This window comes from Neisseria sp. P0018.S001 (genome assembly GCF_051957355.1).
Lineage (GTDB): Bacteria > Pseudomonadota > Gammaproteobacteria > Burkholderiales > Neisseriaceae > Neisseria > Neisseria subflava_A.
Map to the genome: position 1 here is coordinate 184,477 of NZ_JBQCWN010000001.1, position 17,822 is coordinate 202,298.

Sequence of the window (17,822 nt, forward strand, 5' to 3'; positions counted from 1 at the left end):
AACCCAAGAGGCATTGCTATCAGACAAGGATTTTTTATGGCTTTAAGCTTAAATGATGTGGAAAAAATCGCAAAACTCTCGCGCCTCACTTTAACGGACGAAGAAAAAAACAAAACGCTTGCCGAGTTGAACGACATTTTCGCCATGGTTGAAAACATGCAAAGCGTCAATACCGACGGCATCGAACCTATGGCGCATCCGCACGAAGCCGCTTTGCGTCTGCGCGAAGATAAAGTGACTGAAACCGACCACGCTGCAGAATATCAGGCTGTTGCCCCAGAAGTGCGCAATCGCCTGTATATCGTTCCTCAAGTGATTGAAGAATAAGGTTTCAGACGGCCTTTGCTTATCGGCAAGCCCCTATTGCAAGGCCGTCTGAAAGGATACTTTGTTCAGACGGCCCGATTTATTGATTTAAACGGATGTTTTCAATATCTGTTTTGAAAGCAAAAACTGTTTTATAGAAAGTACGGCACAATGACCGCTTACACGCTCAAACAAGCCAGCAGCCTGCTGCAATCCAAACAAATCTCCGCAGTCGAATTGGCGACCGAATATTTGGCCGCTATTGCTGCGAAAAACCCTGACATCAATGGCTATGTGACCATCGATCAAGATAAAACCCTTGCTGAGGCCAAAGCAGCCGATGTGCGTATCGCGGCCGGTAATGCAACGGCTTTGACCGGTGTGCCGGTTGCTTACAAAGATATTTTCTGCCAAACAGGTTGGCGCAGTGCATGTAGCTCCAAAATGTTGGATAACTTTGTTTCTCCTTATACTGCCACTGTGGTGCAAAACCTGTTGGATGCCGGCATGGTTACTCTCGGCCGTACCAATATGGACGAATTCGCCATGGGTTCGACCAATGAGACTTCGTTCTACGGCGCAACCAAAAACCCGTGGAATCTTGAACATGTTCCCGGCGGTTCGTCAGGCGGTTCGGCTGCCGTGATTGCGGCGCGTTTGGCGCCTGCTTCCTTGGGTTCGGATACCGGCGGTTCTATCCGTCAGCCTGCATCGCATTGCGGCATTACCGGCATCAAGCCGACTTACGGTACGGTTTCACGCTTCGGTATGGTTGCCTATGCTTCCAGCTTCGACCAAGCTGGTCCTATGGCGCAAACGGCTGAAGACTGTGCGATTTTGTTGAACGCCATGGCCAGCTTTGACGAGCGTGATTCCACCAGCTTGGAACGCGACAAAGAAGACTACACACGTGATTTATACAAGCCGCTCAAAGGTTTGAGAATTGGTTTGCCTAAAGAGTATTTCGGTGAAGGCGCGGATGCCGATGTTCAGACGGCCTTGCAAAGCGTTATCGATTTGCTTAAAGCACAAGGCGCGGAGACTGTTGAAGTTTCCCTGCCGCAAACATCATTGTCGATTCCCGCTTATTACGTTCTCGCCTCTGCGGAAGCAAGTACCAACTTGTCCCGTTTCGACGGCGTACGTTATGGCCATCGTGCAGCACAATTCGGCGATTTAGAAGAAATGTACAGCAACACCCGTGCCGAAGGTTTCGGCAGTGAGGTCAAACGCCGTATCATGATCGGTACTTATGTATTGAGCCATGGTTACTACGATGCTTATTACCTGAAAGCGCAAAAACTACGCCGTCTGGTTGCCAATGATTTTCAGACGGCCTTTGGTCAATGTGATTTCATTTTGGCGCCGACTGCGCCGACTGCCGCGCCTAAACTCGGCAGCGACATTCACGACCCTGTGCAAATGTACTTATCCGATATTTACACCATCGCCGTGAACCTTGCCGGTTTGCCTGCACTGACTCTGCCTGCCGGTTTCAGCGCAAACGGTCTGCCGATTGGTGTGCAATTTATCGGCAACTATTTCTCCGAAGCCAAAATTTTGGGTGCCGCACATCAGGTTCAGCTGAGCAGCGATTGGCACACCAAAGCGCCGGAATAATGTTTTAGGGCCTTGATGATTCAAGGCCGTCTGAAAATAAACCATATAAAAGCGCCTGAATGTATTGAGGTGCTGCATATTGTAGATATTTAAAAACATGACAGCTACCGACTTCATTCAAATCATTGGGACAGCCGCGTTTGCCATTTCCGGCTATTTGGTCGGCTACAACAAGCGGTTGGATGTGCTCGGTGTCGTCATTACTGCGTTACTGACGGCTGTCGGCGGCGGCATGATACGCGATGGCTTGGTCGGCCGGATTCCGCAAGTGTTTTTGCAAACCGATGCGCTGATTGTTGTGTTTGCCACGCTTGCCATCGCATGGTTGATAAGGGTGCAACGTTATCGCAGCACCTATTTGGCTGCTGCTTTTATTATTGCCGATGCCATCGGTTTGGCAGCATTCAGCATTACCGGCGCACAAATCGGTATGACCTTGCAGCTCAATTTGTTCGGCGTTATTTCTTTGGCTTTTGTGACTGCCGTTGGTGGCGGTATTGCGCGCGATATTTTGGTCAATGATGTGCCGATGATTTTGCGCACCGACCTTTACGGCAGTGTAGCCATTTTGATTGGCGGGCTGATTTATCTGTTCGGGCATTTGGGCTGGATTAATATTTTTACGTTAAACCTGCTCTTTGCCGGCGGATTGTTGTTTCGCCTGACTGCATACCGTTTCCATTGGCAACTGCCCGGTTTCCAACGCCGCAGGAAATAAACTTATCTTATCAGACGGCCTATTATGTTTTTTATTCAGGCCGTCTGAAAAACGAATCACTCATTTAACCGATTAACTTTTTTTCGACAGAAAGACCCTTATGACTTGGGAAACCGTAATCGGACTGGAAATCCACGTCCAACTCAACACCCAATCCAAAATCTTCAGCGGCGCATCCACTGCATTCGGTGCCGAGCCTAATGCCCACGCCAGCGTGGTTGAGTGTGCGTTGCCGGGCGTATTGCCGGTAATGAACCGCGAAGTCGTCGAAAAAGCCATCAAACTCGGTTTGGCTTTGGATGCGAAAATCAATCAGAAAAACGTGTTCGACCGTAAAAACTATTTTTATCCTGATTTGCCAAAAGGCTATCAAATCAGCCAGTTGAATTTGCCGATTGTAGAACACGGCAAACTGGAAATCGTAGTGGGCGATGAGGTTAAAACCATCAATGTTACCCGTGCGCACATGGAAGAAGATGCGGGTAAATCCGTGCACGAGGGTTTAAACGGTGCCACCGGTATTGACTTGAACCGTGCCGGTACGCCTTTATTGGAAGTTGTCTCCGAGCCTGAAATGCGTTCCGCAGCCGAAGCCGTGGCATACGCTAAAGCGTTACACGGTTTGGTAACTTGGCTGGATATTTGCGATGGCAATATGGCGGAAGGCTCGTTCCGCGTTGATGCCAACGTATCTGTCCGTCCGAAAGGTCAGGCAGAGTTCGGTACACGCCGTGAAATCAAAAACCTCAACTCTTTCCGCTTCTTGGAACAAGCCATCAATTATGAAGTGGAAGCGCAAATTGAAATCTTGGAAGACGGCGGTAAAGTACAGCAGGCAACCATGCTGTTTGACCCTGAAAAAGGCGAAACCCGTGTGATGCGTTTGAAAGAAGATGCACATGATTACCGCTATTTCCCAGATCCGGATTTGCTTCCGGTCATTATTTCAGACGGCCAATTGCAAAAAGCCAAAGAGCAAATGCCAGAGTTGCCGCATGAAATGGCGGCGCGTTTTGTTGTCGATTACGGCGTGTCTGACTATGATGCGCGCCTGTTAACTGCCAGCCGCGCTCAAGCCGCCTATTTTGAAGAAGCAGCCAAAGCCTGCGGCCAAGGTAAATTAACGGCGAACTGGATGAACGGCGAGCTTGCTGCTACTTTGAACAAAGAAGGTTTGGAATTAGCTGGAAGCCCGATTACGGCTCCACGCCTTGCCGAGTTGGTTGCTAAAGTTGCAGACGGAACATTAAGTAGCAAATTGGCGAAAAAAGCTTTTGAAGCAATGTGGGCCGAGCCTGAAGCAGGTATTGCCGAAATCATCGAAAAACATGGCTTGCAACAAATTACCGACACTGGAGCAATTGAAGCGATGGTGGATGAAGTGTTGGCAAATAATGCGAAAGCCATTGAGCAATTCCGTTCCGGCAATGAAAAAGCCTTGAATGCGATTGTCGGCCAAGTGATGAAAGCAAGTAAAGGCAAGGCCAATCCTGCTCAAGTTCAAGAGTTGATTAAAGCCAAATTAGCTTGATAGATAGGACAGGCCGTCTGAAAAATAGGTCTTATTTTTCAGACGGCCTTTATTTTTGATTCTAAAATTATTCTAAATACCATGACACATACTATTACCTTATCAGATCAAATAACATTTACGGCAAACGATGATGAAACCGTTCTTGCTGCTGCGACCCGTCAGAATTTAAATCTGCCCCATTCTTGTAAAAGTGGCGCCTGCGGACAATGTAAGGCCGAGTTGATGAGTGGTGAATTTGAAATGGGCGATCATATTGATAAAGCCATCAGCGAAGAAGAAAAAGCGCAGGGCAAAGTGCTATTGTGCTGTACTACTGCGAAGAGCGACCTGAAAATCAATGTGCAGGGGTTTAATCCGAATGCTTTGCCAGTGCGCACTTTGCCTGTACGTATCGAAACGATTGAAATCAAACATGATGTTGCTTTGTTGAGATTGGCTTTGCCTAAAGCCCCATCGTTTGCATTTTATGCAGGGCAGTATATTGACTTGTTGCTTCCGGGTAATATTAGTCGCAGTTATTCAATCGCCAATTCACCTGACCAAGAAGGCGTTTTGGAGTTGCATATTCGGAAACGAGAAAATGGCGTATGTTCGGAAATGATTTTTGGTGCAGAGCCTAAAATCAAAGAAAAAGGCATTGTCCGCATTAAAGGCCCATTGGGTACGTTTACTTTGCAAAAGGACAGCGATAGACCGATTGTTTTGTTGGCAACGGGTACAGGTTACGCACCTATCCACAGCATCTTGCTTGATTTGATTCATCAGAATAGCGAACGTCAGGTTCATTTTTACTGGGGAGCACGTCAGCAGGAGGATTTGTACGCATTGGAAGAAGCAGAAGCATTAATAGGCCGTCTGAAAAATGCGAAATTCTTGCCTGTTCTTTCTAAGCCTGATTCTGAATGGAAAGGGGAGAGTGGATATGTGCAAAACGTTGCAGCACAAAATTATCCTGATTTGAGCCAATATGAAGTTTATGCTTGCGGGTCACCAGCCATGACGGAGAATGCGCAAAGTTTGCTGACTCAAAATTGCGCTTTACCGGAAGATGCCTTCTTCTGTGATGCTTTTTCACCGGCATAGTGATGTGTATACAGGATTTATATGTTTGAATGCAGCTGTTAAGAGTAAAATTTGACGGCAATCTATTTGAAGAGGAGAGTGTGTTTTTACACACTCTTTTTTCTATGTGGAAGTTATTGCATGGATGTTTATGTCTTGAAGAGATAACTATTTTGTTATCAAAAATTGAATTTATAATTTATCATAAAGAAAAAGGCCGTCTGAATATTTTAGACGGCCTTTGTTTTGAAGCAAGTATTAGCTACCAATCAGTTTCAAACGTTGACCAGGGGTCACCGTACGTGTATTGCGGTTCCAACGGCGGATATCATTAATATCAACATTGAAACGGTTGGCGATGGTGTTCAAAGTATCGCCTTTGCGTACAGTGTAGGAAACGTTTTGAATCGGGTTGCTGCGGACTTTTGCCGGAGCAGCTGTAACGCGGAGGATTTGGCCTTTTTTGATATTGTTACCTTTGATGTTGTTGGCAATAATCAAATCGGCTACGCTCAAGTTGTAACGTTTGGAGATGTTAAACAACGTATCGCCATCTTCCACGCGGTGTATACCTGCTGCAAGTGCTGCAGTTTGTGTGTTTTGTTGGCCATTTACACGGGCAAGACGCGCATTGATGCGTTGTTGTTGTTTAGCGGTATTGGCTGCGATACGTTCTGTACGAGCGTTTTCAGCGGTGACAATAGTTTGAACTTGTTTGGTTTCAGGAGTCGCTTCAGCAACAGTCGCTGCAGGTTCCTCTGCAGGTCGGCTTTGTACCAAAGCCATCAGGTCATCATGCTCTTCTTGAACCGGCGCAGCAGCAACAGATTCAACTGCTGGAGAAGGGGCTACATCGTTTGCGACAACAGTCGGTGCAGTCAAGTCGGCAGGGATAGCCGCTTTGGGTGCTTCTGCAACATTTGTGGTAGCAGGCTCAATAGCAGTATGGACCATGGCTACAACTGGGGCGGTCATTTCTATACTTGCAACTTGAGGCTGCTCTTTGGTTTCTGTTACCGCTACGGAAGTAACGTTTTCAGTTTTGCTGTGTGCAATAAAGTCAACCGGTTTAGTGGACTGAGGAACAACAGGTGCAACAATATTGGTCACGGTAGTTTGAGCGACTTTAACCGGTTCTGCTACGTTGGAAGCAATAATCGGAGACATGGCCGGCATATTGGATTGGTAAGTATCCGGCGTATTGTCTTTGTCAATAAAGTTAATAATGTCTTGGCTTTGGATAGCTGAGTTTTTAGCCACTAAAATGCTGCGGCCTTCAGAAATGGCGCTACCGCTCAGGCCATTGAGGCGCTTGAGTTCGGCTACGCTCATGCCGGTATCGTTGGCGATGGCATTAAGTTTTTTGTTGCCCAAAGAAGTATAAATATCCCAAGACATCAGGGTATCTGGATTGGCATTGCGGTAGTTCTTCTCAAATGCGGAAACCGCAGAAACCGGTAATAACAGACGACGATTATTTTTAGGGATAAATACCGGGGCATTGAAACCTGGGTTGAGTGCCAACAGTTCGCTTTCGCTGATGTTTGCAAAGCGAGCGATTGTGCTGTTATCGATAGGTTTGTCGATGCTGACAGATTTGAAATACGGCTGATTGCTGATTTCGCTGATATTCATGCCGAAAGTTTGCGGATTGGCGACGATATTGCGGACGGCCAAAAGTTTGGGAACGTAGTTGCGTGTTTCGTTCGGCATACGCAGGTTTTCGTATGTTGGTTCCAAACCTTGCGCACGGGCACGGTTTACGGCACGGCCGACGTTACCTTCGCCCCAGTTGTAAGCGGCAAGGGCCAAAGACCAGTCGCCGAACATACTGTGCAGGTATTGCAGGTAGTTTAATGCGGCATCGGTAGCAGCGTAAACGTCGTGGCGGCCGTCATACAAAGGCGTTTTTTCCAAGCCGAAGTGGCGGCCGGTAGCCGGCATAAATTGCCACAGGCCGGATGCGCCGACGTGTGATTTGGCTTTGGTTACAAATGCGCTTTCAATGAAAGGCAGCAAAGCGATTTCAGCAGGCATATTGCGTTTTTTAACTTCATTGGCAATATGGTACATATAAGGTTTGCTGCGGGAGATGGTGCGGTCGAAATATGCGCTGTTTGCAGCAAATTTGTTTTCATGGCGGCGAACCAGTTCTGTGTTGACTTCGTTAATGCGGAAGTCTTTACGTAATGATGCCCACAAGCTACCAGAGCCGAAGGTTTGTGCTTTGGCTTGGTCGAGCAGGGAAGAGTTGAGGCGCATCATTGCCATGCCGACTTGGTTGGGCGTAGCGTTTTGCGCGTAGGCTGTGGCGGAAACTGCCGACAGGCTTGAAACGGTCAGAACGATGGTTTTTAGTTTTGCCATAGTAAATAGAGTTATCAAATATATAATAAAATTTTGTCCCTTCGATGGTATCGTTTCAGCATTCAAACGTCAAGTCGGGCAGGGAATTTGCGTGTATGATGTGGTCGTGGTGTTAAAATTCTGTCACACAAGTCGGGATGCATAGGGGAGCATTTAATGGAAACTTTTTTTATGCAAACGCCAATGGGGCAATATCTTGCTCAAAAAGAGGAGGATTTTTTCAGACGGCATTTGCAATATTTGAATGGCCAAGTGGTGGTTCAATTGGGCGGCATATGGCAGAGGCCGTCTGAAAATATGATTGTGGTGCCGCGCGATGTGCGGATGGATGCTGAAATGTTGGCATTTGAAACGCATTCCGTGGATGTGTTATTGATGCCCCATCTTTTGGAAATTTCAACTGCCGATTTGGTGTTGCAAGAAGCATTTAGGATATTAAAACCCGAGGGTAGGTTGATTTTGACGGGGTTTAACCCTAAATCTTTGTGGGGGTTGAGCTCGTGGTTTGATGGCAAAAGACTGCCTATGAAATCTCAATGCTTGGCTCTGGCTGAGTTGAAACGAAAAACTGCCGCTATTGGTTTTGAAATGGAATATGGGCAGTTTATGGATTATCTGCCTGCTGTGAATTCATCATCTGCTTTGAAATTTTGGCAGTTTATGGAAAAGGCAGGGGATAGGTGGTGGCCGCAGTGTGCGGCGGTGTATGGTGTGGTTTTAACAAAACATTTGATTGGTGTCCATCCTTTGCCTGAATTGGAATCTGCATTTGATGGCAATACGGTTGCTTTAAGTACGGCACGTTTGGCCGAATAGTTTTCAGACGACCTATATATAATGATGGATAATGATGAATTTGGAGAATAATGATGCCTGAATTACCTGAGGTGGAAACGACTTTACGCGGAATCGCGCCGCATATTGATGGCAAAAAGATAGAAAAAGTCATTATTCGCCAGTTTAAATTGAGATGGCCTATCCATCCGAACTTGGCGCAAATTTTGGCCGGGCGCAAAGTTTTGGCATGCAACCGGCGTGCGAAGTATTTGATTGTTACTTTTGAAACGGGTATTTTACTTATGCATTTGGGTATGTCCGGCAGTTTGCGGATTTTTACCGCCGATGATGAGCGCATCGCCACGCCGGATAAACATGATCATTTAGATTTTGCATTTGATGACGGTACCGTATTGCGTTATCACGATCCGCGTAAATTTGGTGCGGTGTTGTGGTATGAGGGTATTGCCGAGCATCATCCGCTGTTGGAAAAACTGGGGCCGGAGCCGCTCTCGGATGATTTTAATGCAAATTACCTGTATCAGAAATTGAAAAACCAAAAGCGTGCAGTCAAATTAGCGCTGATGGATAATGCAGTGGTGGTTGGTGTCGGTAATATTTATGCGAATGAAAGTCTGTTTAAGGCAGGTATTTCGCCATTGCGTCCGGCGAATAAGCTGACCAAGAAAGAATGCGTATTATTGGTGGAAACCGTTAAAGCGGTTCTGCAAAGGGCGATTGCAACGGGCGGCAGTACGCTGCGGGACTTTGTCAATAGCGATGGCAAAAGCGGCTACTTTCAGCAGGAATATACGGTCTATGGCCGCCACAATGAGCCTTGTGTCCAATGTGGCGGGTTGATTTTTAAAGAAACTTTGGGGCAGCGTGGAACATTTTATTGTCCAAATTGCCAGAAATAGTTTCAGACGGCCTTAAATGTCAGAGGCTGTCTGAACATAATGAACACAATACAGAAGAAATTTTATGTCTAAACAAAAAGCTCCTTTTTTTAAACGTCTGAGCCGACTTTGCCGTTTGGCGGCTTGGTTGTTCCGAACCGGTCGGAATTTGCGTGCCATCGATGGCAATAATGCAGAGGAACGCAATCATGCGGTGGTTGTTTTGGGAAAAGGCGCATTGGATGCTTTGGATATCGAATTGGAAATCGGCGTACCGCCTCAAGGAAATGTGAGTGGTACTTTGGTGGTAGCCAATCATGTGTCTTGGTTGGATATTTTTGCCATGAGCGCCGTTTATCCGAGCAGTTTTATTGCCAAGCAGGAAATCAGCGGTTGGCCGGTTTTGGGAAAAATGGGTAAAAATGCCGGCACGGTGTTTATCAACCGCAATTCCCGCCGAGATATCGAGCCGATTAATCAGGCGATTTGTGCAGCATTGAAAGCAGGGCAGAATGTCAGCTTCTTCCCTGAGGCGCGTACTTCTTCCGGCTTGGGTATTTTGCCGTTTAAAGCTGCCCTGTTCCAATCGGCTATTGATGCGAAAGCGCCGATTCAGGCGGTAACTTTGCGATATTATGATGACGAAGGACAACGGACGGTTCTGCCATCCTATGCGGAGGTAAACCTGCTTCAATCTTTATGGCGCATTGTTTCTATGAAGAAAATCTGTATCCGCTTGGATTTCTCGCCTCAGTACAAATCGACAGATATGCCTGATAAAGACCGCTATGCTTTGAAGGATATTGCGGAAACAGCCATCGGTGAAATTGTGGCTTCGGATTCTCCCGTTCAGCCCTTACCTAAAAAATAATTTCAGTCAGGCACTTGTTTTATTTCAGATAGCCTTCATTTAGAGGAATAGCTGTTTTCGGTTTAATTGAATTGATAGTTTGATGTAATTAATATTATTTGAACTATAAATTATACAAATCGATGGGCCTGCATTAGAATGCAAGCATTGATTCATTTCTCAAACCCGAATTTTTAAGGAGCTTAAAAATGGCTTTGCAAGATCGTACCGGTCAAAAAGTACCTTCCGTAGTATTCCGCACTCGCGTTGGCGACACTTGGAAAGATGTTTCTACTGATGATTTGTTCAAAGGCAAAAAAGTAGTCGTGTTTTCTCTGCCTGGCGCATTTACTCCAACTTGCTCTTCTTCTCACCTGCCACGCTACAACGAATTGTTTGGTGCGTTCAAAGAAAACGGTGTTGACGCAATCTACTGCGTATCTGTAAACGACACTTTCGTAATGAACGCTTGGGCTGCTGAAGAAGAAGCCGACAACATTTACATGATCCCTGATGGCAACGGTGAATTCACTGAAGGCATGGGCATGTTGGTTGGCAAAGAAGACTTGGGCTTCGGCAAACGCTCTTGGCGTTACTCCATGCTGGTTAACGACGGCGTGGTTGAAAAAATGTTTATCGAACCTGAAGAACCAGGCGATCCTTTCAAAGTGTCTGACGCTGACACTATGTTGAAATACATTGCTCCTGACTGGAAAGCTCAAGAGTCTGTTGCCATCTTCACCAAACCTGGCTGCCAATTCTGCGCTAAAGCTAAAAAAGCGCTGCAAGACAAAGGCTTGTCTTACGAAGAAATCGTATTGGGCAAAGATGCAACTGTTACTTCCGTACGCGCTATTACCGGCAAGATGACTGCTCCTCAAGTATTCATCGGCGGTAAATACATCGGCGGCAGCGAAGACTTGGAAGCTTACTTGGCTAAAAACTAATTGCCTGTATGCTTAAGACGGCTTGAAAAAGCCGTCTGAAAGACCCAAATATAGAGTTATTCAGACGACGTTTGCAAATCGGCGTTCTGAATAACTCTATATTTACAAATAGAATTTGAGATTATTGTTTTAAATCGATATTTAGGTATTGACTATTAATTTTTAAATTTTGATAGTTTATGAAGTTTAGGCCGTCTGAAAACGGATAACCTGATGGCAATATCGGTTTGGATATAGACAGTAAGGATAAAATATGAAAAAGATTCAAGCAGATGTGGTAGTGCTGGGTGGCGGTACAGCCGGTATGGGCGCATTTCGCAATGCCCGACTTCAAACAGACAATGTTTACCTGATTGAAAACAATGTATTCGGAACAACTTGTGCGCGTGTCGGCTGTATGCCGTCCAAATTGCTGATTGCGGCTGCGGAAGCGCGCCATCATGCTCTGCATACTGATCCGTTTGGCGTGCATTTGGATAAAGACAGCGTAACGGTAAACGGCGAAGAAGTCATGCATCGAGTGAAGTCCGAACGCGACCGTTTTGTCGGTTTTGTAGTCAGCGATGTAGAAGAGTGGCCTGCCGACAAGCGTATTATGGGTACGGCAAAATTTGTTGACGAACACACCGTCCAAATCGATGACCACACTCAAATTACTGCAAAAAGTTTTGTGATTGCCACAGGTTCGCGCCCTGTGATTTTCCCTCAGTGGGAAGTTTTGGGCGATCGCTTGATTGTGAACGATGATGTTTTCTCTTGGGATACCCTGCCTAAGAGTGTGGCCGTATTCGGTCCTGGCGTAATCGGCTTAGAGTTGGGTCAGGCTTTGCACCGTTTGGGCGTAAAAGTTGAAATTTTTGGCGTGGCTGGTGCCATTGGCGGTATTTCCGATCCTGTTGTCGCTGAAGAAGCCAAAACCGTTTTTGGTGAAGAGTTGACTTTGCATTTGGATGCCAAAACCGAAGTCAAACTGGATGCTGAAGGTAATGTTGAAGTTCATTGGGAACAAGATGGCGAAAAAGGTGTGTTCCATGCCGAATATGCTTTGGCTGCCGCCGGTCGCCGTCCGAACGTAGACAATATCGGTTTGGAAAACCTGAATATCGAAAAAGATGCGCGTGGTGTGCCTGTTGCCGATCCGTTGACCATGCAAACCAGCATTCCGCACATCTTCATCGCAGGCGATGCGTCCAATCAATTGCCTCTGTTGCATGAAGCTTCCGACCAAGGCAAAATTGCCGGTCACAATGCCGCTATTTTCCCGAATGTTGAGGGCGGTTTGCGCCGTAGCGTAATCGGCGTGGTATTCACCAGTCCGCAAATTGCCACTATCGGTTTGAAATATGCGCAAGTTGCGGCAAAATATCAACCTGATGAGTTTGTCATCGGAGAAGTTTCCTTCCGAAACCAAGGCCGCAGCCGCGTTATGTTGGTAAACAAAGGCCATATGCGTTTGTATGCTGAGAAAGCGACCGGCCGTTTCATTGGTGCGGAAGTTGTCGGCCCTGCTGCCGAACATTTGGCACACTTGATGGCTTGGGCGCATCAAATGAAGATGACGATTCCGCAAATGCTGGATATGCCGTTCTACCATCCGGTTATCGAGGAAGGTCTGCGTACTGCATTGCGTGATGCCGATGCAAAATTGAAACAGGCTTGATTATTTGATGGAATAAAGGCCGTCTGAAACTCGTAGTGAGGTTTCAGACGGCCTTTTTTTATGCTTGGAAGCTGTTAAATCAATTCTAAATCCGGACCGGCATTTTGTGCACGACGGCTTCGTAATTGAATATCTAAGCGTAAATCATGGGCGGAGTCGGCATTTTTAATAGCGTCTTGATAGCTGATATCGCCGTTTTCATATAAATCATACAAAGCTTGGTCAAAAGTGATCATGCCCATGCCGGTTGATTTTTTCATCATTTCTTTGATGTTGTGGACTTCGCCTTTTTGAATCAAGTCGGCAATAATTGGCGAATTGAGCAAAACTTCAACCGCCGCCACACGACCCCGTCCGCTTTCACGGGGAATCAGTCGTTGTGAAATAAAGGCTTGCAGGTTGAGTGATAAGTCGGTCAGCAACTGGGTACGGCGCTCTTCGGGGAAGAAGTTGATGATGCGGTCGAGTGCTTGGTTGGTGCTGTTGGCGTGCAGTGTCGCCATACACAAATGGCCGGTTTCCGCGAAGGCAATCGCGTAGTCCATGGTTTCGCGGTCGCGGATTTCGCCAATCAAGATAACATCCGGCGCTTGGCGCAGGGTGTTTTTCAGCGCAATCGGCCAATTTTCGGTATCTACGCCGATTTCACGTTGGGTGATGATGCAGTTTTTGTGTTGGTGGATAAACTCAATCGGGTCTTCAATGGTAATGATGTGGTCGAAGCTGTTTTCGTTTCGATAGTCGATAAGGGAGGCGAGGGAAGTGGACTTGCCCGAACCTGTACCGCCGACAAAAATAATCAGGCCGCGTTTTCTGAGGGCAATGTCTTTCAGAATAGGGGGCAGATTGAGCGTTTCAAATTTCGGTATATTGCTGGTAATGGAGCGGAACACCAAAGCAGTTGCACCGCGTTGAACCATGGCATTGACACGGAAGCGGCTGGTATCGGGCAGGCTGATGGCGAAGTTGCATTCGTTGGTGGAAGAAAATTCTTCGATTTGTTTGGAAGACATAACCGAAAAAGCGATTTCCATACATTTTTCAGCACTTAGCGGCTCATCGCTCAGTCGCATAATTTTGCCGTCCACTTTCATGGCCGGCGGGAAATTGGTGGTAATGAAAAGGTCGGAGCCTTTGTATTTGTTCATATGGCGTAGCCAAGCGAATAATTCTTCTTTTGCGTCCGGAGTATTTTCGTTAAACATAAGAATTTAGGTATTTAAAATAGAGTTATTTTATTGAGAATAATTATAACAGAAGCAATTATTATTTGCTGTTTTGCCCGCTAGAGCGGCTATCTGTTTTAAATTGAGTGTCGTGCTGGGAATATAGCAGATTTTTTAGCATCCCTGTGATTTTAAATTCTACTGTTATAATGTTGCCCGATTAGTGAATGGAAAGGTAACAAGATGTCAGTACAAACAATTGCCGTGGTCGGCGCAATGGAACAGGAAATTGAGCTTTTGCGTGAAAGCATGGCAAATGTCAAACATGTGTCCTTCGGTAAATTCTCGGCATATGAAGGCGAATTGGCCGGAAAATGCATGGTATTGGTTTTGAGTGGTATCGGTAAGGTCAATGCGGCGGTTTCGACTTCTTGGGTCATTCATCAGTTTGCACCGGATTGCGTCATTAATACCGGCAGTGCAGGCGGTTTGGGTAAGGGGCTGAAAGTCGGCGATGTGGTCATCGGCGAAACTGTGGCGCATCACGATGTTGACGTAACGGCTTTTGGTTATGTTTGGGGGCAAGTACCGCAACTTCCTGCTGTGTTTGCATCGGATGAAAACCTGATTCGCCAAGCAGAAAAGGCGGCGCAAGTGTTTGAAGGTGCGGCCGTAACGCAAGGCCTGATTGTCAGTGGCGACCGTTTTGTGCACAGCAGCGAAGGTGTTGCGGAAATCCGCAGTCATTTCCCTGACGTTAAAGCAGTAGAAATGGAAGCTGCGGCGATTGCGCAGACCTGTCACCAGTTGGAAGTGCCGTTTGTGATTATTCGGGCTGTATCCGATTCGGCAGATGAGAAAGCGGATATCAGCTTTGAAGAGTTTTTGAAAACGGCTGCCGTCAGCTCGGCGAAGATGGTGACCGAGATTGTTAAATCGCTATAAAATCATGCAAAAGCGTTGAATTTCCGTTAGAATACGGAACGATTCAACCTTATTCTAAGGCCGTCTGAAAACCGAATCCCTGTTTTTTCAGACGGCCTTTCCGACTTTAATTGCATTTATCTTAATAACAATATGAAAAACATACGGAATTTCTCCATTATTGCCCACATCGACCACGGTAAATCAACGCTTGCCGACCGTTTTATCCAATACTGCGGCGGTTTGGATTTGCGCGAAATGAGTACGCAGGTGCTCGACTCCATGGACATCGAAAAAGAGCGCGGTATTACCATTAAAGCGCAAACCGCAGCGCTCAACTATAAAGCACGCGACGGGCAGGTGTATCAGCTCAACCTGATTGATACTCCGGGACACGTCGACTTCTCTTACGAAGTATCCCGTTCGCTGTCAGCTTGCGAAGGCGCGCTTTTGGTCGTTGACGCATCGCAAGGCGTGGAAGCGCAAACCGTGGCGAACTGCTATACCGCGATTGATTTAGGCGTGGAAGTTGTTCCTGTTTTAAACAAAATCGACCTGCCTGCCGCAGAACCCGAGCGCGTGGAGCAGGAAATTGAAGACATTATCGGCATTGATGCCGTTGGTGCGGTTCAATGTTCTGCCAAAAGCGGCATTGGTGTGGAAGATGTTTTGGAAGAAATCATTGCCAAAATCCCTGCGCCGACCGGCGATGAAAATGCGCCGTTGCAAGCGGTTATTGTCGATTCATGGTTTGACAACTATGTCGGCGTGGTTATGTTGATTCGTGTGAAAAACGGCACCATCAAGCTGAAAGACAAAGTGCGCTTTATGAGCACTAAGGCGGAAACTCAGGTTGAGCAGCTGGGCGTTTTTACGCCGAAATCAGTTCAAAAACAAGAACTCAAAGCCGGTGAAGTAGGCTTTTTAATTACCGGCGTGAAAGAATTGGGTCAGGCGAAGGTCGGCGATACGGTGACTTTGGTTGCCAACCCTGCCTCTGAACCGCTGCCTGGCTTCCAAGAAGTACAAAGCCAAGTATTCGCGGGTCTCTACCCCGTGGAGAGCCATGACTATGAAGCCTTGCGTGACGCTTTGGAAAAATTGCAGCTGAACGATGCTTCGTTGAAATTTGAGCCTGAGGTTTCCCAAGCATTGGGCTTCGGCTTCCGTTGCGGCTTCTTGGGCCTGTTGCACTTGGAAATCGTGCAGGAACGCTTGGAGCGCGAGTTCGACATGGACTTGATTACCACTGCGCCAACGGTGGTTTATGAAGTCGTGTTGAAAAACGGTGAGAAAATCGAAGTTGAAAATCCGTCCAAACTGCCTGAAATCAGCACCATCGAAACCATTCTTGAGCCGATTATCACTGCGACCATCCTCGTGCCGCAGGAATATGTCGGCAACGTCATGACTTTGTGTAACCAAAAGCGTGGTGTTCAGGTCAATATGCAATACATGGGCCGTCAAGTCATGCTGACTTATGATTTGCCAATGAACGAAGTCGTAATGGATTTCTTTGACAAACTTAAATCGACTTCGCGCGGTTATGCTTCGTTGGACTACCATTTCAAAGAGTTCCAACCGTCTGATTTGATTAAGCTCGATATTATGGTCAACGGCGAAAAAGTCGATGCCCTGAGTCTGATTGTGCACCGTCAAAGCGCCATTCATCGCGGTCGAGAGCTGGCATCAAAAATGCGCGAACTGATTCCGCGTCAAATGTTCGACATCGCCGTCCAAGCCGCCATCGGCAGCCAGATTATCGCCCGCGAAAACGTCAAAGCCCTGCGTAAAAACGTTTTGGCGAAATGTTACGGCGGCGATATTACGCGTAAGAAAAAACTTCTCGAAAAACAAAAAGCAGGTAAGCGCCGCATGAAACAAGTGGGCAATGTGGAAATCCCGCAAAGCGCATTCTTGGCAATTCTGCAAGTGAGTGATAAATAATGAGTATAAATCTGACTTTAGGCGCAATCGTTGTACTGCTGGCCGGCTTGGTCCTCAACTTCAAAAGTAGTAAAGAGCGTCAGGAAAACGGCGAATGGAGCTCCGGCCTGCAATGGAGTTATCTCCTGTGTATGGTCGGCGTATTCGGCATTTTGTCCGAATTTATGAGCTTTACCGCCGTATTGCTGGTGTTTGTCGTGTTTACCGGTATTGTTTGGGCAATCCATAAAGGCCATCTGAAAAAAAGCGAGACCGGCGAAGACAATGCGCATTTTACCGACTACATGGGCGGCTTTTTTCCCATCATCTTGGTTATCTTTGTGTTGCGCAGCTTTATTGCCGAGCCGTTCCAAATTCCGTCCAGCTCCATGCGTCCGGGCTTGGTCAAAGGCGATTTTATCTTGGTGAACAAATTCTCTTACGGTATCCGCCTGCCGATTTTGAATAAGGTCATTATCCCTGTCGGCAACATTGCACGAGGCGATGTTGTGGTGTTCAATTACCCACTTCAGCCAGAGATGAATTACATCAAACGTATCGTCGGTATTCCGGGCGACGTTGTGGAATACCGTGATAAGGTTTTGACTGTTAACGGAGAAATTATTTCCGAAAAACCAAACGGTAATTATCAATACGCAGATGATACCGATCCGTCTATGATTCATACGCTTGAGCGTTTTCAGACGGCCTTGAACGGCAAAAACTTTGATGTGGTCAAGGAGGCCGGTCAGCCTTCCGTATCTATTGCTGTATTGAACAAATATACTTCCGAAGTGATGCCTGAAAGCAATTACTCGCTTGAAACAAGCGGTTTGGAAAATTGCGAATACGCAGAAGACGGCAATGGCTTTATCTGTAAAGTCCCAGAAGGCCGTTATTTCGCAATGGGCGACAACCGCGACAACAGCGCCGATTCCCGTTACTGGGGATTTGTCGATGATAAACTGATTGTCGGTAAAGCCTTCTTTGTTTGGATGAACTTTGGCGAACTCAGCCGTATCGGTACCAGTATCCAATAAGCAATAAACAGATTAAAAGGCCGTCT

Annotated in this window: 15 protein-coding genes; 13 read left to right on the top strand and 2 right to left on the bottom strand. The window is 46.7% G+C overall.

The genetic code is table 11. The annotated features are described in order from the left end of the window. The first annotated feature begins 36 nt into the window (after positions 1–36). The 5 genes from gatC to ACTHTJ_RS00900 all read left to right on the top strand — a co-directional run bounded on the left by gatC (position 37) and on the right by ACTHTJ_RS00900 (position 5,261). Positions 37–327: an Asp-tRNA(Asn)/Glu-tRNA(Gln) amidotransferase subunit GatC gene (gene gatC / locus ACTHTJ_RS00880; RefSeq protein WP_003685110.1), complete on the top strand. Its 291-nt coding sequence runs from the start codon at positions 37–39 to the stop codon at positions 325–327. Between the two features lie 150 nt (positions 328–477). Then, positions 478–1,926: an Asp-tRNA(Asn)/Glu-tRNA(Gln) amidotransferase subunit GatA gene (gene gatA, locus ACTHTJ_RS00885; RefSeq protein ID WP_070584114.1), complete on the top strand. Its 1,449-nt coding sequence runs from the start codon at positions 478–480 to the stop codon at positions 1,924–1,926. 97 nt (positions 1,927–2,023) lie between these two features. Then, on the top strand, positions 2,024–2,644 hold the full coding sequence (locus ACTHTJ_RS00890) for a trimeric intracellular cation channel family protein (RefSeq protein WP_004520129.1): 621 nt from the start codon (positions 2,024–2,026) through the stop codon (positions 2,642–2,644). 100 nt (positions 2,645–2,744) lie between these two features. Continuing rightward, complete coding sequence (gene gatB, locus ACTHTJ_RS00895; RefSeq protein WP_070459844.1) at positions 2,745–4,175, top strand: Asp-tRNA(Asn)/Glu-tRNA(Gln) amidotransferase subunit GatB; 1,431 nt, start codon at positions 2,745–2,747, stop codon at positions 4,173–4,175. Positions 4,176–4,256: 81 nt separating this feature from the next. Next, a complete protein-coding gene (locus tag ACTHTJ_RS00900; protein WP_070459847.1) occupies positions 4,257–5,261 on the top strand; it encodes an FAD-binding oxidoreductase in 1,005 nt (334 codons plus the stop codon). 237 nt (positions 5,262–5,498) lie between these two features. Here ACTHTJ_RS00900 and ACTHTJ_RS00905 read toward each other — a convergent pair whose 3' ends face one another. Continuing rightward, positions 5,499–7,607, bottom strand: coding sequence for a LysM peptidoglycan-binding domain-containing protein (locus ACTHTJ_RS00905; protein WP_440360738.1), 2,109 nt, complete (start codon positions 7,605–7,607; stop codon positions 5,499–5,501). A gap of 156 nt (positions 7,608–7,763) precedes the next feature. On the opposite strand from ACTHTJ_RS00905, the gene ACTHTJ_RS00910 reads away from it, so the two are divergent. The 5 genes from ACTHTJ_RS00910 (at position 7,764) to ACTHTJ_RS00930 (ending at position 12,740) form a co-directional block, all read left to right on the top strand. Next, positions 7,764–8,423: a class I SAM-dependent methyltransferase gene (locus tag ACTHTJ_RS00910; RefSeq protein ID WP_070712522.1), complete on the top strand. Its 660-nt coding sequence runs from the start codon at positions 7,764–7,766 to the stop codon at positions 8,421–8,423. Positions 8,424–8,476: 53 nt separating this feature from the next. Next, on the top strand, positions 8,477–9,304 hold the full coding sequence (gene mutM, locus ACTHTJ_RS00915) for a bifunctional DNA-formamidopyrimidine glycosylase/DNA-(apurinic or apyrimidinic site) lyase (RefSeq protein WP_070712751.1): 828 nt from the start codon (positions 8,477–8,479) through the stop codon (positions 9,302–9,304). 64 nt (positions 9,305–9,368) lie between these two features. Continuing rightward, a complete protein-coding gene (locus tag ACTHTJ_RS00920) occupies positions 9,369–10,154 on the top strand; it encodes a 1-acylglycerol-3-phosphate O-acyltransferase (protein WP_070712523.1) in 786 nt (261 codons plus the stop codon). 188 nt (positions 10,155–10,342) lie between these two features. Further along, on the top strand, positions 10,343–11,080 hold the full coding sequence (locus tag ACTHTJ_RS00925) for a redoxin family protein (RefSeq protein WP_003747251.1): 738 nt from the start codon (positions 10,343–10,345) through the stop codon (positions 11,078–11,080). A 253-nt stretch (positions 11,081–11,333) separates the two neighbouring features. Beyond that, complete coding sequence (locus ACTHTJ_RS00930) at positions 11,334–12,740, top strand: dihydrolipoyl dehydrogenase (protein ID WP_070584122.1); 1,407 nt, start codon at positions 11,334–11,336, stop codon at positions 12,738–12,740. A 74-nt stretch (positions 12,741–12,814) separates the two neighbouring features. On the opposite strand, the gene ACTHTJ_RS00935 is transcribed toward ACTHTJ_RS00930, so the two are convergent. After that, the gene (locus ACTHTJ_RS00935) at positions 12,815–13,945 is read right to left on the bottom strand and encodes a PilT/PilU family type 4a pilus ATPase (RefSeq protein ID WP_070584124.1); all 1,131 of its coding nucleotides are present in this window, start codon (positions 13,943–13,945) and stop codon (positions 12,815–12,817) included. Positions 13,946–14,149: 204 nt separating this feature from the next. Here ACTHTJ_RS00935 and ACTHTJ_RS00940 point away from each other — a divergent pair, with 204 nt between their 5' ends. From ACTHTJ_RS00940 to lepB, 3 genes are all read left to right on the top strand, one after another. Then, positions 14,150–14,851: a 5'-methylthioadenosine/adenosylhomocysteine nucleosidase gene (locus tag ACTHTJ_RS00940; protein WP_070584126.1), complete on the top strand. Its 702-nt coding sequence runs from the start codon at positions 14,150–14,152 to the stop codon at positions 14,849–14,851. A 132-nt stretch (positions 14,852–14,983) separates the two neighbouring features. Next, positions 14,984–16,777 (top strand): translation elongation factor 4, encoded by a 1,794-nt coding sequence (lepA, locus tag ACTHTJ_RS00945; RefSeq protein WP_070584128.1) that lies wholly within the window; start codon positions 14,984–14,986, stop codon positions 16,775–16,777. Next, positions 16,777–17,796 (top strand): signal peptidase I, encoded by a 1,020-nt coding sequence (gene lepB, locus ACTHTJ_RS00950; protein ID WP_070584130.1) that lies wholly within the window; start codon positions 16,777–16,779, stop codon positions 17,794–17,796. The genes lepA and lepB overlap by 1 nt, the downstream gene beginning before the upstream one ends. Positions 17,797–17,822 lie beyond the last annotated feature (26 nt).

Excerpts from the sequence above, each read along its gene's own strand:
- gatC (WP_003685110.1), top strand. The coding sequence starts at position 37 with ATGGCTTTAAGCTTAAATGATGTGGAAAAAATCGCAAAACTCTCGCGC.
- gatA (WP_070584114.1), top strand. The coding sequence starts at position 478 with ATGACCGCTTACACGCTCAAACAAGCCAGCAGCCTGCTGCAATCCAAA.
- ACTHTJ_RS00890 (WP_004520129.1), top strand. The coding sequence starts at position 2,024 with ATGACAGCTACCGACTTCATTCAAATCATTGGGACAGCCGCGTTTGCC.
- gatB (WP_070459844.1), top strand. The coding sequence starts at position 2,745 with ATGACTTGGGAAACCGTAATCGGACTGGAAATCCACGTCCAACTCAAC.
- ACTHTJ_RS00900 (WP_070459847.1), top strand. The coding sequence starts at position 4,257 with ATGACACATACTATTACCTTATCAGATCAAATAACATTTACGGCAAAC.
- ACTHTJ_RS00905 (WP_440360738.1), bottom strand. The coding sequence starts at position 7,607 with ATGGCAAAACTAAAAACCATCGTTCTGACCGTTTCAAGCCTGTCGGCA.
- ACTHTJ_RS00910 (WP_070712522.1), top strand. The coding sequence starts at position 7,764 with ATGGAAACTTTTTTTATGCAAACGCCAATGGGGCAATATCTTGCTCAA.
- mutM (WP_070712751.1), top strand. The coding sequence starts at position 8,477 with ATGCCTGAATTACCTGAGGTGGAAACGACTTTACGCGGAATCGCGCCG.
- ACTHTJ_RS00920 (WP_070712523.1), top strand. The coding sequence starts at position 9,369 with ATGTCTAAACAAAAAGCTCCTTTTTTTAAACGTCTGAGCCGACTTTGC.
- ACTHTJ_RS00925 (WP_003747251.1), top strand. The coding sequence starts at position 10,343 with ATGGCTTTGCAAGATCGTACCGGTCAAAAAGTACCTTCCGTAGTATTC.
- ACTHTJ_RS00930 (WP_070584122.1), top strand. The coding sequence starts at position 11,334 with ATGAAAAAGATTCAAGCAGATGTGGTAGTGCTGGGTGGCGGTACAGCC.
- ACTHTJ_RS00935 (WP_070584124.1), bottom strand. The coding sequence starts at position 13,945 with ATGTTTAACGAAAATACTCCGGACGCAAAAGAAGAATTATTCGCTTGG.
- ACTHTJ_RS00940 (WP_070584126.1), top strand. The coding sequence starts at position 14,150 with ATGTCAGTACAAACAATTGCCGTGGTCGGCGCAATGGAACAGGAAATT.
- lepA (WP_070584128.1), top strand. The coding sequence starts at position 14,984 with ATGAAAAACATACGGAATTTCTCCATTATTGCCCACATCGACCACGGT.
- lepB (WP_070584130.1), top strand. The coding sequence starts at position 16,777 with ATGAGTATAAATCTGACTTTAGGCGCAATCGTTGTACTGCTGGCCGGC.